The sequence below is a fragment of the Paraburkholderia sp. BR10882 genome (genome assembly GCF_040948855.1).
In the GTDB taxonomy this organism is placed as follows: domain Bacteria; phylum Pseudomonadota; class Gammaproteobacteria; order Burkholderiales; family Burkholderiaceae; genus Paraburkholderia; species Paraburkholderia nodosa_A.
On record NZ_JBFPKP010000006.1, the window covers coordinates 399,534 to 412,846 of the forward strand.

The following is a 13,313-nucleotide window of genomic DNA, read 5'->3' on the forward strand; positions in this document are numbered from 1 at the left end:
GCCCCTCCGATGGGTGCAAAGCGTACGCTGGCCCCCTGTTGCGGCACAATACGCAAAACTACATAAAGCAATACCCGCACCGTCCGCCATGGCTGCTCCCACCCAATCCGTCGAACGCTCCGCGCTCGACTACCAGACCGCGTTCCATCTCGCGCCCATCGGCCTCGTACTGGCGCGCGAGCGCACCATCGTCGATTGCAACGACCAGGTCGCCGCAATCTTCTGCTGCGTACGCGAGGCGCTGATCGGCCAGTCGTTCCAGGTGCTCTACCCTTCCGCGGACGAGTTCGAGCGCATTGGCGCACGCATCCCGCCGATCATGACGGCGCAAGGCAGCTATGCCGACGACCGCATCATGAAGCGCGCCAACGGCGAACTCTTCTGGTGCCACGTCACGGGGCGCTCGCTCGATCGCGCCGAGCCGCACGCGGCGGGCGTCTGGACGTTTGAAGACCTGAGCGCGACGCGCCGCGTGGCCATCGAGCTCACGCCGCGCGAGCGCGAGATCGCCGCGCAGCTCGTTACGGGCAAGACCAGCAAGCAGATCGGGCGCGTGCTCGATATCAGCCCGCGCACCGTGGATGTCTATCGCGCGCGCCTCATGCGCAAGTACGACACCGGCAACGCCACCGAGCTGCTGCAGCGGCTGCTCGGCCAGTAAGGACGCCAGGGCCGCGCACTGCGGGGCGGCGCGCGACATCGGGGCGCTCAGCCTATCCGGTCGGACTTCACCAGTCCGGCATGCTCGATGGTGGCGCGCAACATATCGGGAATCGGCACCGATTTGCCTGCCGCGTAGTCGATCCACACACAGCGCGCGTTCCCGCGTGCGTAGAGCGTGTCCGGCTCGTCGGCGCGGCGCAGTTCGAAACCGGTGTCGAAGCTGCTGCGGCCGGGCTGGCCGACCGTCATCGTACAGACGATGTCGCCGGGGTAATGCAGTTGCTTGAGAAATTCCATCGAAGCATTGACGATCACGGGGCCCTGTCCGTCGCCGCTCTCCGAGGCCACGCCAAGATGCTCGAACCAGGAAATGCGCACCTGCTCCATGTAGCGAAAATAGACCGTGTTGTTCACATGGCCGAACGCATCCATGTCGCCCCAACGGATCGGCATGGTCATTTCAAATACGGGGTGGTAGTCACTCATTGCACTTCAACTTCGTGTTGTTGCGGAAAACAGAATGCCGGGCGCCGGCCGGACTCGCCTCAGTTCAGGTGAGCCCGAAGCCGTCGTCGGCGGTGATGATCGAACCGTTGATGAACGACGACTCGTCGGCGGCGAGCAGCAGCAGCAGGCCGTCCAGGTCTTCGGGTTTGCCGACGCGGTGGCGCGGCAGCATCGAAACGAGCTTTTGCCCCTGCTCGGTCGACCAGTGGTGGTGGTTGATCTCCGTGTCGATGTAGCCCGGGCAGATCGCGTTCACGTTGATGCCGTGGCGGCCCCACTCGAGCGCCATCGCCTTCGTCATGTGGACGACCGCGGCCTTGCTGATCGCGTACAGGCCGATTTGCGGCAGCACACGCAGCCCCGCCACCGAAGCGATATTGATGATGCGGTAGGCCGGCTTCGGGCCGCCGCCGTTGCCGCGCATGATCATCCGTTTGGCCACTTCCTGGGCCACGAAAAAGGCGCCACGCGTGTTGGTATCGAACACGTACTCGAAGTCGGCGGGCGTGACGTCGGCGAGCTTTTGCGTCGTGGAGACGCCCGAGTTGTTGACGAGGATGTCGATGGTCCCCGCCTCGGTTTCCGCGTGCGCGACCGCCGAGCGAATGCTCTGGTAGTCGGTCACGTCGAGCGAGACGACGTGCGCGGCGCCCCCGCTCGCCTCGATTTCGGCGCGCAGCTCCTTGAGCCGCTCCACACGGCGGCTCGCCAGCACGACCTTTGCGCCCGCCTGCGAGAGCACTTGGGCGAAACGCTTGCCGAGCCCGCTGGAGGCCCCCGTGATCATCGCGACCTTGCCTTCCAGATTGATCGAACGGCCCATTTCCGGTTCCTGTTCAGAGGTAAATAGGCGCCAGAACGCGGCGGGGTCGGCCCGCCAAATCTGACGCCACAGAATAGAACGGTCGTGCTAATGTTAGCCTGTTGGGTTGCGGCACGGGGAACGTTACCCGACAATACGATCCCGAAAAAAGCATTCTAATGGCAAGAGGAGCATTGATGACCCCCGCAAGTCTTTTAGAGCAATACGGCCCACGCGAGTCGATGGAATACGACGTGGTGATCGTCGGTGGCGGCCCCGCCGGGCTGTCTGCCGCGATCCGCCTGAAGCAGCTGGCCGCGGAGAAAGGCGCTGAGATCGGCGTCTGCGTGCTGGAGAAAGGCTCGGAAATCGGGGCGCATATCCTCTCGGGCGCGGTCATGGATCCGCGTGCCCTGAACGAGCTGATTCCCGACTGGAAAGAGCAAGGCGCACCGCTGAACGTGCCCGTGACCGAGGACAAGTTCCTTTTTCTTTCCGAAACGGGGGCTACGGCTGTGCCGAACTGGGCGCTGCCCGACAACTTCAAGAACCACGGCAACTACGTCATCAGCCTCGCCAACGTCACGCGCTGGCTGGGCCAGCAGGCCGAGGCGCTGGGCGTGGAAATCTTCCCGGGCTTCCCCGCCGCCGAAGTGCTCTACAACGACGACGGCTCGGTCAAGGGCGTCGCCACCGGCAACATGGGTGTCGGCAAGGACGGCGAGCCCACCGAAAACTTCCAGCTCGGCATGGAACTGCACGCCAAGTACACGCTGTTCTGCGAAGGCTGCCGCGGGCACCTGGGCCGTCAGCTGAACGAGAAGTTCAAGCTGGGCAAGGACTCGGACCCGCAGGTCTACGGCATCGGCATCAAGGAACTGTGGGAGATCGATCCTTCGAAGCATCAGCCCGGCCTCGTGATCCACACCGCCGGCTGGCCGCTCGAGTCGGACACCTACGGCGGCTCGTTCCTGTACCACATCGACAACAACCAGGTGATGGTGGGCTTTGTCGTGGGTCTCGCGTACCAGAACCCGTATCTCTCGCCGTTCGAGGAATTCCAGCGCTACAAGACGCATCCGGAAATCCGCAAGTACCTCGAAGGCGGCAAGCGCGTCTCGTACGGCGCGCGCGCGATCACGGCAGGCGGCCTGATGTCGCTGCCCAAGCTGGTGTTCCCGGGCGGCGCGCTCGTGGGCGACGACGCGGGCTTCCTGAACGCCTCGCGCATCAAGGGCAGCCACGCGGCGATCAAGACCGGCATGCTGGCCGCCGATGCGGCGTTCGAAGCCGTGCAGGCAGGCCGCCAGAGCGATGAACTCGCGGCTTACCCGGAAGCGTTCAAGCAGTCGTGGCTCCACACCGAGCTCTACAAGGCGCGCAACTTCAAGCAGTGGATGAGCAAGGGCCTGTACCTGGGCACGCTGATGGTGGGCATCGAGCAGAAGCTGCTGGGCGGCAATGTGCCGTGGACGCTGCATCACCAGCATCGCGACCACGAGATGCTCAAGCCCGCTTCGCAGTGCAAGCCGATCGAGTATCCGAAGCCCGACGGCAAGCTCACGTTCGATCGTCTGTCTTCGGTGTTCATCTCGAACACGAATCACGAGGAGAACCAGCCGGCGCACCTCACGCTCAAGGACGCGAGCGTGCCCGTGAACGTGAACCTGCGCACCTACGCGGGCCCCGAAGCGCGCTTCTGCCCGGCCGCGGTGTACGAGTTCATGAAGAACGACGACGGCAGCGACCGCCTGCAGATCAACGCGCAGAACTGCGTGCATTGCAAGACCTGCGACATCAAGGACCCGACGCAGAACATCGTGTGGGTCACGCCCGAAGGCGGCGGCGGGCCGAACTATCCGAACATGTAAGTCCGATAGGCGAAAAAAATCCGCTTCAGGTGTGAGCCTGAAGCGGATTTTTTGTTGCCTGCGCAACGCGTGCGGCTCACGCCGCAGCGATCGGCATCACTCGTCGCTGGCCGCGATCTTCGGCGTCGTCACGACGACGTCGGCATTCTGCGCGCGGTGGCGCATTGCGTGATCGATCAGCACGAGCGCGAGCATGGCTTCGGCGATCGGCGTCGCGCGAATGCCCACACACGGGTCGTGGCGCCCGAAGGTCTCGACCGTTGCGGGATCGCCCGCCTTGTCGATCGAGCGCCGCGGCGTGCGGATGCTCGAGGTCGGCTTGATGGCGATCGAGACGGTAATGTCCTGCCCCGTCGAAATACCGCCGAGCACGCCGCCGGCGTGATTACCGTGGAACCCGTTGGGCGTGAGTTCGTCACCGTGCACCGAGCCGCGCTGTGCGACGCTCGCGAAGCCCGCGCCGATCTCCACGCCCTTCACCGCGTTGATGCCCATCATGGCGTGCGCAATGTCGGCATCGAGCCGGTCGAAAAGCGGCTCGCCCCAGCCTACCGGCACCCCGCTCGCCACCACGTTCACGCGCGCGCCGATCGAGTCGCCGTCCTTGCGCAACGCATCCATGTAGTCCTCGAGCTGCGGCACGACGTCGGCGTTCGGCACGAAAAACGGGTTCTCGTGCACGTGCTCCCAGCTGACGAACGGCACGTCGATCTCGCCGAGCGCGCGCATGTAGCCGCGCACTTCCACCCCGAAACGCTCGCGCAGCCACTTCTTCGCCACCGCCCCCGCCGCGACAGTGGGCGCAGTGAGGCGCGCCGACGAGCGGCCGCCGCCGCGGTAATCGCGAATGCCGTACTTCTGCCAGTAGGTGTAGTCGGCATGACCGGGACGGAAGGTCTCGACGATGTTGCCGTAGTCCTTGCTGCGCTGGTCGGTATTACGGATCAGGAGCGCGATGGGCGTGCCCGTGGTGAGCCCTTCGAACACGCCCGAGAGAATCTCGACCTTGTCCTCTTCCTGGCGCTGCGTCACGTGACGCGACGTGCCGGGGCGGCGGCGGTCCAGGTCGATCTGGATGTCGGCTTCGGTGAGCGCCATGCCGGGCGGGCAGCCGTCGATGACGCAGCCAATGGCCGGGCCGTGGGATTCGCCGAAGGTGGTGACGGTGAAAAGCGTACCGAGCGTGTTGCCGGACATGGCGGTCGTCCAAAGTGAATCGGGGAATCCAATATTATGCCAGCCCGCGCGCGGCGACGCCCGACCGGGCGGTCGGGCTGTCGGGCGAGCGCCGGGTGAGAAGCGGCGGCGTGACGCCGGTTTGGACGGCGCGTGGTCCGGCGTCAGCGCCGCGCGCCGCGCAGTTCCGTCACCGTCTCCTGCAAGCGCTCAAGCGTAGCGTCCGCCGCCGCGATCGGCTCGCCCACCGCGAGCGTCAAACGGCTCGTCAGACCGCGTCGCAGCGGCCGCTCCTGGCCGGACCCCGCGAAGCGCGAAAACGCACTGCCCCACAGCCCGCGCAGCGCCATCGGCACGACCGGCACGGGCGAGCGCCGCAAGATTTCGCTCACGCCGTGGCGAAACGGGTTCATCTCCCCGGTGCGGGTGAGCTTGCCCTCGGGAAAAATGCAGACGAGGTCGCCCTCGGCCAGCGCGGCCGCGCACGCGTCGTAGGCAGCGGCGAGCGCATTCGGGTCCTCGTGCGCGGGCGCAATCGGAATGGCCTTGGCGTGGCGGAACACCCAGCCTAAGAACGGCGAGCGGAAGATCTGCTGATCCATCACGAAGCGGATCGGCCGCGGGCTCTCGGCCATGATGACGATCGCATCGACATAGCTCACGTGATTGCAGACGAGCACGGCTGCGCCCTCGGCCGGTATGCGTTCGGTATGCACGAGCCGCACGCGGTAGACCGTATGTACGAGCACCCACGCCACGAAGCGCAGCAGGAACTCGGGCACGAGCGTGTAGATATAGGCCGCCACGACGATATTGAGCAGCGCCGTGGTCAGAAAGATGCCGGGAATGCCGACGCCCGCGGATGTGAGCGCCATCGCCATGAGCGCCGAGACGATCATGAAGAGCGAATTGAGGATGTTGTTCGCGGCGATGATGCGCGCGCGGTGGCTGGGCGCGCTGCGGCTCTGGATCAGCGCGTAGAGCGGCACGCTGTAGAAGCCGCCGAACATGGCGAGCAGGAACAGGTCGGCGAGCACGCGCCAATGCGCGGCGATGCGCAGGAATTCGCCCACCGAAAGCAGATGGGACGCGGGAGGCAACGCGTGGCTCGCAAAGAAGAGATCGATGCCGAACACGCTCATGCCGATCGAGCCGAGCGGCACGAGGCCCACCTCGATGCGCCGCCGCGAGAGCCGATCGCAGAGCAGCGACCCCGAGCCGATGCCGAGCGAAAACATGGCGAGCAGCACGGTCACGACGTCGGGGTCGGCCGACATCACGTCCTTCGCGAAATTGAAGAACGAGGCGAGAAACGTTGCGCCCACGAACCAGAGCCACGAGATGCCGAGCAGGCTCAGGAACACGGTGCGGTTGCCGTGCGCGAGGCGCAGGTTGCGCCAGGTTTCGGAAACCGGATTCCAGTTGATGCGCAGGTCCGGCTGCGACGGCTCGCACGGCGGCACGAAGGCCGACGCCACGCGCCCCACGAGCGCGATGACAATGCACATGCTGCCGAGCCACCATGCGCCAAGGGGCGGCCCGAGGTCCGCATGAGCAGACGCGGGATCCATCGCGCCGATACCCGCCGCCACGCCCCCGACGATCGTGCCGAGCAAAATCGCGACGAACGTGCCCATCTCGACGAGCCCGTTGCCGCCAACCAGTTCATCGGGCGCAAGGCGCTGCGGGAGGTACGCGTACTTGACCGGCCCGAACACGGTCGAATGCACGCCCATCAGGAAAGTGCACGCGTACAGCAGCGGCGCGCTGTGCATCCAGAAGCCGGCCGCGCCGACCAGCATGACCGCGATCTCGAAGGTCTTGACCCAGCGCGTGAGCATTGCCTTGTCGTACTTGTCGGCGACCTGGCCCGAGGTCGCGGAAAACAGCACGAACGGCAGGATGAAAATGGCCGAGATGAGGAACGCGACCGTCTTCGGATCGACGCCGGAAAAGCGCGCGGCCTGATAGGTGACGAGCGAGGTGAAGCCGATCTTGAAGACGTTGTCGTTCATCGCCCCGAGGAACTGCGTCCAGAAAAACGGGGCGAAACGACGCTGGCGCAGCAGCGCGAACTGCGAAACGTGGTCACCCTCATGGTGCGCTTTACGCTTGTCGCGCTGCGCCGCGGGCATCGGTCTATCGTTCATCGAACAGGAATCGCACTGACAGAATTCATGGGGCCCAGACGCGAAAAAGCGCGCCTGACGCGCGCTTTTCCATACTGATCAATCGGGCGAAGTCGGGCTGCGCTCAGCGCGCCGGCTGACGCTCCTCTTCGGGCCAGTCGCGAATATACGCCTTGAGCAGCTTGTTTTCGAAGCCCTGCGCTTCGACCACGGCCTTCGCCACGTCGTAGAACGAGATCACGCCCATGAGCGAGCGGCTTTCCATGACCGGCAGGTAGCGTACGTGGTGCTCGAGCATCATGCGGCGCACTTCGTCGACCTCGGTTTCCGGCGTGCAGGTGATGGGATGATCGTCCATGACCTTGCGGATCGTCGTGGTGCCGACGCTGCCGCCGTTTGCGCGCAGCGTGAGGATGATCTCGCGGAACGTGAGCATGCCGACCAGATCGCCGTACTCCATGACGACGAGCGAGCCGATATCGTGCTCGGCCATGGTGTTGACTGCCTCGTTCAGCGCAGTGTCGGGCGTGACGGTGTAGAGCGTATTGCCCTTCACCTTGAGGATGTCGCTGACACGCATGATGTGTCTCCAGGAATGCCGCTAGTAATGGGGGAAATGCTGAAAAGATGCCTACCTGATTCGATCCTAGCGGAAAGATTGTTAAAAGGAAAGCCGCGCGGCGGGCGCTCCGCGGCGTACCGAAACGTCTGTCGAAAGCCGTGGCGAGGGGTTTTCCGGCGCGAAAACGGCCACGCGGGGTGCGCCCCATCAGGCCCGAAAAACGCCCGGCCGGGCGTCCCCGCGCCCCGCCGCCGGTGTTACGATGCCCTTCACCCTCGACACCAGGCCGGTTCGCGCCGGCGCGCCGCCACGATGTCATCGAATCCCGCATCCAATCCCGATAGCCGCTTCGACACGCTCGCGCTGCATGCGGGCGCGGCGCCCGACCCCGTCACCGGCGCCCGCGCGACGCCGATCTACCTCACCACCTCGTTCTCGTTTCGCGACACCGACCACGCCGCCGCGCTCTTCAACATGGAGCGCGCGGGCCACGTGTACTCGCGCATCTCGAACCCGACCGTCGCCGTGTTCGAAGAGCGCGTGGCGGCGCTCGAAGGCGGCGCGGGCGCGATCGGCACCGCGAGCGGCCAGGCGGCGCTGCATCTCGCGATCGCGACGTTGATGGGCGCGGGCTCGCACATCGTCGCCTCGGCGGCGCTTTACGGCGGCTCGCACAACCTGCTGCACTACACGCTCAAGCGCTTCGGCATCGAAACGACCTTTGTGAAGCCCGGCGACCTCGACGCCTGGCGCGCGGCGCTGCGGCCCAATACGCGCCTGCTGTTCGGCGAAACGCTCGGCAACCCGGGCCTCGACGTGCTCGACATCGAAGCCGTCGCGCAGATCGCGCACGCCCATGGCGTGCCGCTCCTCGTCGATTCGACGTTCACCACGCCTTACCTGCTGCGCCCCTTCGAGCACGGCGCCGATCTCGTCTATCACTCGGCTACCAAGTTCCTCGGCGGCCATGGCACGACGATCGGCGGCGTGCTGGTCGATGGCGGCACGTTCGACTTCGAAGCGTCGGGCCGCTTTCCCGAACTCACCGAACCCTATGCGGGCTTTCACGACATGGTGTTCAGCGAGGAAAGCACGGTCGCGCCCTTCTTGCTGCGCGCGCGGCGCGAGGGCCTGCGCGACTTCGGCGCGTGCCTGCATCCGCAGGCCGCGTGGCAATTGCTGCAAGGCATCGAAACGCTGCCGCTGCGCATGGAGCGGCATGTGGCGAACGCGCGGCGCATCGTCGAATATCTCGCCGCGCACGAGGCGGTCGAATCGGTCGCGTGGCCGGAACTGCCGAGCCATCCCGATTACGCGCTGGCGAAGCGCCTGCTGCCGCGTGGCGCGGGCGCGGTGTTCAGCTTCAATCTGCGCGGCGGCCGCGCGGCGGGCAAGCGCTTCATCGAAGCGCTCACGCTGTTCTCGCATCTGGCCAACGTCGGCGACGCGCGCTCACTCGTGATCCACCCCGCCTCGACCACGCATTTCCGCATGGACGCCGCGGCACTGGCCGCCGCCGGCATCGCGGAGGGCACGATCCGGCTCTCGATCGGGCTCGAAGACCCTGCCGACCTGGTCGATGACCTCAAGCGCGCACTGAAGGCGTCGCAAAAAGTGGACGCATCGAAAGGCAAGTCCGCCGGCAAGGAGGCGTCATGATCGTCGATGTCGCCGGCAAACCGGTCTACATCTACACGGCCTCGCACGCGATCGACCACGCGCTGCCGTTCACGGTGTTCGTCCACGGCGCGCAGCACGACCACAGCGTCTGGGCGCTGCAATCGCGCTATTTCGCCAACCACGGTTTCAATGCGCTGGCCGTCGATCTGCCCGGCCATCTGCGCAGCGCGGGTCCGGCGCTCACGAGCATCGGCGCGCTCGCCGACTGGCTCGCCGCACTGCTCGACGCGCTGAACGCCCCGCAGGCCTTCGTCGCCGGCCATAGCATGGGCTCGCTCGTCGCGCTCGAATTCGCGGCACGCCATCCCGAACGCGCGCAGCGCATCGCCCTGCTCGCCACCGCGTTCCCGATGACGGTCGCGCCTGCCCTGCTCGAAGCCGCGCGCGAGCGCGAGCCGGAGGCAATCGCGCTCGTCAACGCGTGGTCGCACTCGACGCTCGCCGCCAAGCCCTCAAGCCCCGGGCCGGGTTTCTGGCTGCGCGGCATGAACCAGCGGCTCATGGAGCGCGTCTCCGCGCGCGGCGAGCCGCAGCTTTTTCATACCGATTTCGCGGCGTGCAATGCCTATGCGGACGGCCTCGCCAGCGCCGCGAAAGTCCGCTGCCCGGTGCGCCTGATCGTCGGCAAACGCGACGCGATGACGCCCCCGCGCGCCGCGCGCGCCCTCGCCGACGCGTTCGCGCAAGCGGGCACGCCCGTGGACACGGTCACGCTGGACGCCGGCCACGCGCTGATGACGGAGCAGCCCGATGCGACGCTCGACGCGCTCTACGCTTTTGCAACGCAGCAAACACCGCGCGTGGGCAACGGCTGACAGCTGTGGCTGGCCGGGTTGCACGGTCGTTCGGAACGCCGCAGAATGGCTCAATCAACCATCCCCTGCGTACCCGCGCAGAAAGGAGGAGACGATGCAACCCACCACGCATACCGAGCACTTTTCGAGCTTCGCGCAGTTCTATCCGTTTTACCTGAGCGAGCACAGCAATCTCATGTCGCGGCGGCTGCATTTCATCGGGTCGCTTGGCGTGATCGGCTTCGTCTGCATGGCGATCGCCACCGGCAACTGGCTCTGGCTGCCGCTTGCCGTCGTGTGCGGCTACGGCTTCGCGTGGGTCGGTCATTTCAAGTTCGAGAAGAACCGCCCGGCCACCTTCCGTCACCCCATCTACAGCTTGATGGGCGACTGGGTCATGTTCGCGGATATCTGCCGCGGCAAGATTTCCGTTTGATTCGAATTTGATGCGACGGCGCGCCTGTCATGGGCGCGCCGCCTCGTCATGCCGCCGGATGCGGGAGCACTGGCGGATGCTCCTCCGTGAGCGCCGGAAAACGCCGCGTCGCGAGCAGCGACGCGAGTGAAATCGCGAGCTTGTCGTTGTCGAGCGCACCCAGCAGCAGGTGCGCGTCGATACTGCTCGACTTGAGCTGATAGGCCAGTTCCTCGCGATCGATCGCAAAGCGGTCGAAGATGCGCGTCACCGAAATGCGCGCGGGATTGCCGATCAGCAGGAACAGCGTTTTCGCGCGTTCCTCCTGCTCGAGACGCCCCACGAGTTCGTCCTCTTCGAGGCCGTCGATCAGTCGCCTGACCGTGGCCAGGTCGCGCCGCAGCAGCTGCGCGAGCTGCTCGGTCGTGCGGCCCGGCTCGCCCGCTTCCCGCGCATCGGCGAGACCCGCGAGCAGTTCGAGCGCGTCGAGCAGATCGCTGCCCGGAAAGCGCGGCCGGTCGAAGCGCCCGGTGCGGATTTCGGGCAAAGCGGAGGTGATCATCGCGCCCACGAGCGTGATGAACCAGCTCAGGTACATCCATAGCAGGAACATCGGCGCGGCCGCGAAGGCGCCATAAACAGCCGTATAAGTCGGAATACGCCGCACGTAGTAACCAAAGCCACGCTTGGCCGCCTCGAATGCGATCGCCGCTGCGATGCCGCCAACCAATGCGTCGCGCCACTGCACGCGGCAGTTCGGCAGATACACATAGAGCATCGTGAACGCGAGCGACGTCAGCGGCAGCGAGGCACCGATCAGCATCCAGTCGAGGATGCCCGAAACGTGCTGCTCGGTCGCGATCACGGCCGAACGCGTGAACACGTACGAGGAGATCGACAGGCTCACGCCGATCAGGATCGGCCCGAGCGTGAGAATGGCCCAGTAGACGAGCACGCGCTGCGCGAACGGGCGCGCCTTGCGCACACGCCAGATCAGATTGAAGGCCGACTCCACGGTCATCATCGTCATGACCGAGGTGACGAAGAGCACGATCATGCCCATCGTCGTGAGGCCCTTGGCCTTCGAGGCGAACTGGTTCAGGTACTTGAAGATCTGGCTGTTGATCTGCGCCGGCATGAGGTGGTCGGCGAGAAAGGCCTGCAGCGAGTTCTGGAACGAAGCGAAGATCGGGAACGCGGTGAAAAGCGCAAACGCGACCGTGGCGAGCGGCACGAGCGAAAGCAGCGTGGTGAAGGTGAGGCTGCCCGCGACCTGCGCAATGCGATCTTCGCGACTGCGCCGCGCCGCGAAACGCGCGAGGCGCTTCACGATGTCCAGATCGATCCTCACCCTCGACAGCACATCCATTGGCCTGCTTTCCTCGCCACCGTGAACACGTTGATTGCCGCGCTTTCTTGACGCCGTTTTTTTGCCGCTGATCCGGCGCGCACGCAGTGTACCTATTTGCCGATGATTTGCGCGTAAGATGCGCGTCGCTCGCCGGTGCGCCGCTGCGGCGGCAGACCCAACCCCTATAATATCCCGTCCACCGACGAGGCCCGATGAAACCGATTCTTGTGCTCTATTACAGCCGGCATGGCGCAACGCGCGAACTCGCGCGCGCCATCGCCCAGGGTATCGACAGTGTTCCCGGCGCCGAAGCGCGCGTGCGCACGGTGCCGCCCGTCTCGACGGTCTGCGAGGCCACCGCGCCCGACATCCCCGCCGACGGGCCGCCCTACGTCGAACTGCGCGACCTCGAAGAATGCGCGGGCCTCGCGCTCGGCTCGCCCACGCGCTTCGGCAACATGGCCGCGCCGCTCAAATACTTTCTCGACGGCACCACGCCACAGTGGCTTTCGGGTGCGCTCGCGGGCAAGCCCGCTTGCGTGTTCACATCGACGGGCAGCCTGCACGGCGGCCAGGAGAGCACGCTGCTCTCGATGATGCTGCCGCTGCTCCATCACGGCATGCTGCTTGTGGGCATCCCCTACACGGAAAGCGCGCTCACGACCACGCAGGGCGGCGGCTCGCCCTACGGCGCCTCGCATCACGCGCGCCAGGACGCGCGCGGCCACGGTTTGAGCGCCGATGAAAAGACGCTCGCGAGCGCGCTGGGTGTGCGGCTTGCGCGCGCGGCGCTCGCACTCGCCGTCACCGAGCAAGGCCAGCGGCTGTGAATACCCGCGTGGACGGCATCGCCGAGCCCATCGTCCAGCGTCGCGGCGCCGCGCTCGGCGCTTTTGCGATGCTCGCCGCGCTCACGCTGCTGTGCATTGCGTGGGAGTGGCGGCTCGCGCCGTTGCGCCCCGGCGGCAGCGCGCTCGTGCTCAAGGCCGTGCCGCTCGCCATCGCGCTGCCTGGCGTGCTGCGACGCAGGCTCTACACGCTGCAATGGGCGGCGATGCTCGTGCTGCTCTACTTCGCGGAAGGCATCGTGCGCGGCATGACCGATCCCGCGCCCGGCAACCGGCTCGGCTGGGTGGAAGTCGCGCTGGCTCTTGGTTTTTTCGCGTGTGCGCTTGCCTATGTCGCGCCGTACAAGCGCGCGGCAAAGCGTGCCGCGAAGTCCGCCGCAAAGTCCGCTAAAAGCGAGTCGGCCTAAGCGACGGCCTTCCACGCCGCGACCGCCTCGTCCACGAGCGCTGCGTGAAGGTTACCGCCGTGTCAAACTAACTGTTTGAGCCTCGCGACTTCATGACAATCGCGCCGC

At 65.9% G+C, this 13,313-nt stretch carries 13 protein-coding genes; 7 read left to right on the forward strand and 6 right to left on the reverse strand.

Annotation, left to right across the window (positions count from 1 at the left end):
* The first annotated feature begins 88 nt into the window (after positions 1-88).
* Entirely contained in the window at positions 89-661 is a 573-nt protein-coding gene (locus tag AB3X99_RS18675; RefSeq protein WP_069268195.1) for a LuxR C-terminal-related transcriptional regulator, read from the forward strand.
* A gap of 47 nt (positions 662-708) precedes the next feature.
* Here the strand turns inward: AB3X99_RS18675 and AB3X99_RS18680 are convergent, their stop codons facing one another.
* Positions 709-1,149 carry a thioesterase family protein gene (locus AB3X99_RS18680; protein ID WP_069268196.1) on the reverse strand — a complete coding sequence of 147 codons (441 nt, stop codon included), beginning with the start codon at positions 1,147-1,149 and terminating at the stop codon, positions 709-711.
* 64 nt (positions 1,150-1,213) lie between these two features.
* Entirely contained in the window at positions 1,214-1,993 is a 780-nt protein-coding gene (locus tag AB3X99_RS18685; protein WP_028204260.1) for an SDR family oxidoreductase, read from the reverse strand.
* Between the two features lie 176 nt (positions 1,994-2,169).
* On the opposite strand from AB3X99_RS18685, the gene AB3X99_RS18690 reads away from it, so the two are divergent.
* Positions 2,170-3,843: an electron transfer flavoprotein-ubiquinone oxidoreductase gene (locus tag AB3X99_RS18690; protein WP_368617740.1), complete on the forward strand. Its 1,674-nt coding sequence runs from the start codon at positions 2,170-2,172 to the stop codon at positions 3,841-3,843.
* A gap of 96 nt (positions 3,844-3,939) precedes the next feature.
* On the opposite strand, the gene aroC is transcribed toward AB3X99_RS18690, so the two are convergent.
* The 3 genes from aroC to AB3X99_RS18705 all read right to left on the reverse strand — a co-directional run bounded on the left by aroC (position 3,940) and on the right by AB3X99_RS18705 (position 7,728).
* A complete protein-coding gene (gene aroC / locus AB3X99_RS18695) occupies positions 3,940-5,040 on the reverse strand; it encodes a chorismate synthase (RefSeq protein ID WP_069268651.1) in 1,101 nt (366 codons plus the stop codon).
* A gap of 143 nt (positions 5,041-5,183) precedes the next feature.
* On the reverse strand, positions 5,184-7,169 hold the full coding sequence (locus AB3X99_RS18700; RefSeq protein WP_368617741.1) for an MFS transporter: 1,986 nt from the start codon (positions 7,167-7,169) through the stop codon (positions 5,184-5,186).
* A 103-nt stretch (positions 7,170-7,272) separates the two neighbouring features.
* Positions 7,273-7,728 carry a CBS domain-containing protein gene (locus AB3X99_RS18705; protein ID WP_069268653.1) on the reverse strand — a complete coding sequence of 152 codons (456 nt, stop codon included), beginning with the start codon at positions 7,726-7,728 and terminating at the stop codon, positions 7,273-7,275.
* Positions 7,729-8,022: 294 nt separating this feature from the next.
* On the opposite strand from AB3X99_RS18705, the gene AB3X99_RS18710 reads away from it, so the two are divergent.
* The 3 genes from AB3X99_RS18710 (at position 8,023) to AB3X99_RS18720 (ending at position 10,620) form a co-directional block, all read left to right on the forward strand.
* Positions 8,023-9,369, forward strand: coding sequence for an O-acetylhomoserine aminocarboxypropyltransferase (locus AB3X99_RS18710; protein WP_368617742.1), 1,347 nt, complete (start codon positions 8,023-8,025; stop codon positions 9,367-9,369).
* A complete protein-coding gene (locus AB3X99_RS18715; protein ID WP_368617743.1) occupies positions 9,366-10,205 on the forward strand; it encodes an alpha/beta hydrolase in 840 nt (279 codons plus the stop codon). The genes AB3X99_RS18710 and AB3X99_RS18715 overlap by 4 nt, the downstream gene beginning before the upstream one ends.
* Before the next feature lie 94 nt (positions 10,206-10,299).
* Complete coding sequence (locus tag AB3X99_RS18720) at positions 10,300-10,620, forward strand: Mpo1-like protein (protein ID WP_368617744.1); 321 nt, start codon at positions 10,300-10,302, stop codon at positions 10,618-10,620.
* A gap of 46 nt (positions 10,621-10,666) precedes the next feature.
* On the opposite strand, the gene AB3X99_RS18725 is transcribed toward AB3X99_RS18720, so the two are convergent.
* Entirely contained in the window at positions 10,667-11,968 is a 1,302-nt protein-coding gene (locus AB3X99_RS18725; RefSeq protein ID WP_368606166.1) for a YihY family inner membrane protein, read from the reverse strand.
* A gap of 194 nt (positions 11,969-12,162) precedes the next feature.
* On the opposite strand from AB3X99_RS18725, the gene wrbA reads away from it, so the two are divergent.
* Positions 12,163-12,780 carry an NAD(P)H:quinone oxidoreductase gene (wrbA, locus tag AB3X99_RS18730; RefSeq protein WP_069268657.1) on the forward strand — a complete coding sequence of 206 codons (618 nt, stop codon included), beginning with the start codon at positions 12,163-12,165 and terminating at the stop codon, positions 12,778-12,780.
* A 68-nt stretch (positions 12,781-12,848) separates the two neighbouring features.
* Positions 12,849-13,205, forward strand: coding sequence for a DUF2069 domain-containing protein (locus AB3X99_RS18735; RefSeq protein WP_069268699.1), 357 nt, complete (start codon positions 12,849-12,851; stop codon positions 13,203-13,205).
* Positions 13,206-13,313: the final 108 nt, after the last annotated feature.

Bases quoted from the DNA above. Each gene is read 5' to 3' on its own strand.
- AB3X99_RS18675 (WP_069268195.1), top strand. From the start codon at position 89: ATGGCTGCTCCCACCCAATCCGTCGAACGCTCCGCGCTCGACTACCAG.
- AB3X99_RS18680 (WP_069268196.1), bottom strand. From the start codon at position 1,149: ATGAGTGACTACCACCCCGTATTTGAAATGACCATGCCGATCCGTTGG.
- AB3X99_RS18685 (WP_028204260.1), bottom strand. From the start codon at position 1,993: ATGGGCCGTTCGATCAATCTGGAAGGCAAGGTCGCGATGATCACGGGG.
- AB3X99_RS18690 (WP_368617740.1), top strand. From the start codon at position 2,170: ATGACCCCCGCAAGTCTTTTAGAGCAATACGGCCCACGCGAGTCGATG.
- aroC (WP_069268651.1), bottom strand. From the start codon at position 5,040: ATGTCCGGCAACACGCTCGGTACGCTTTTCACCGTCACCACCTTCGGC.
- AB3X99_RS18700 (WP_368617741.1), bottom strand. From the start codon at position 7,169: ATGAACGATAGACCGATGCCCGCGGCGCAGCGCGACAAGCGTAAAGCG.
- AB3X99_RS18705 (WP_069268653.1), bottom strand. From the start codon at position 7,728: ATGCGTGTCAGCGACATCCTCAAGGTGAAGGGCAATACGCTCTACACC.
- AB3X99_RS18710 (WP_368617742.1), top strand. From the start codon at position 8,023: ATGTCATCGAATCCCGCATCCAATCCCGATAGCCGCTTCGACACGCTC.
- AB3X99_RS18715 (WP_368617743.1), top strand. From the start codon at position 9,366: ATGATCGTCGATGTCGCCGGCAAACCGGTCTACATCTACACGGCCTCG.
- AB3X99_RS18720 (WP_368617744.1), top strand. From the start codon at position 10,300: ATGCAACCCACCACGCATACCGAGCACTTTTCGAGCTTCGCGCAGTTC.
- AB3X99_RS18725 (WP_368606166.1), bottom strand. From the start codon at position 11,968: ATGGATGTGCTGTCGAGGGTGAGGATCGATCTGGACATCGTGAAGCGC.
- wrbA (WP_069268657.1), top strand. From the start codon at position 12,163: ATGAAACCGATTCTTGTGCTCTATTACAGCCGGCATGGCGCAACGCGC.
- AB3X99_RS18735 (WP_069268699.1), top strand. From the start codon at position 12,849: ATGCTCGCCGCGCTCACGCTGCTGTGCATTGCGTGGGAGTGGCGGCTC.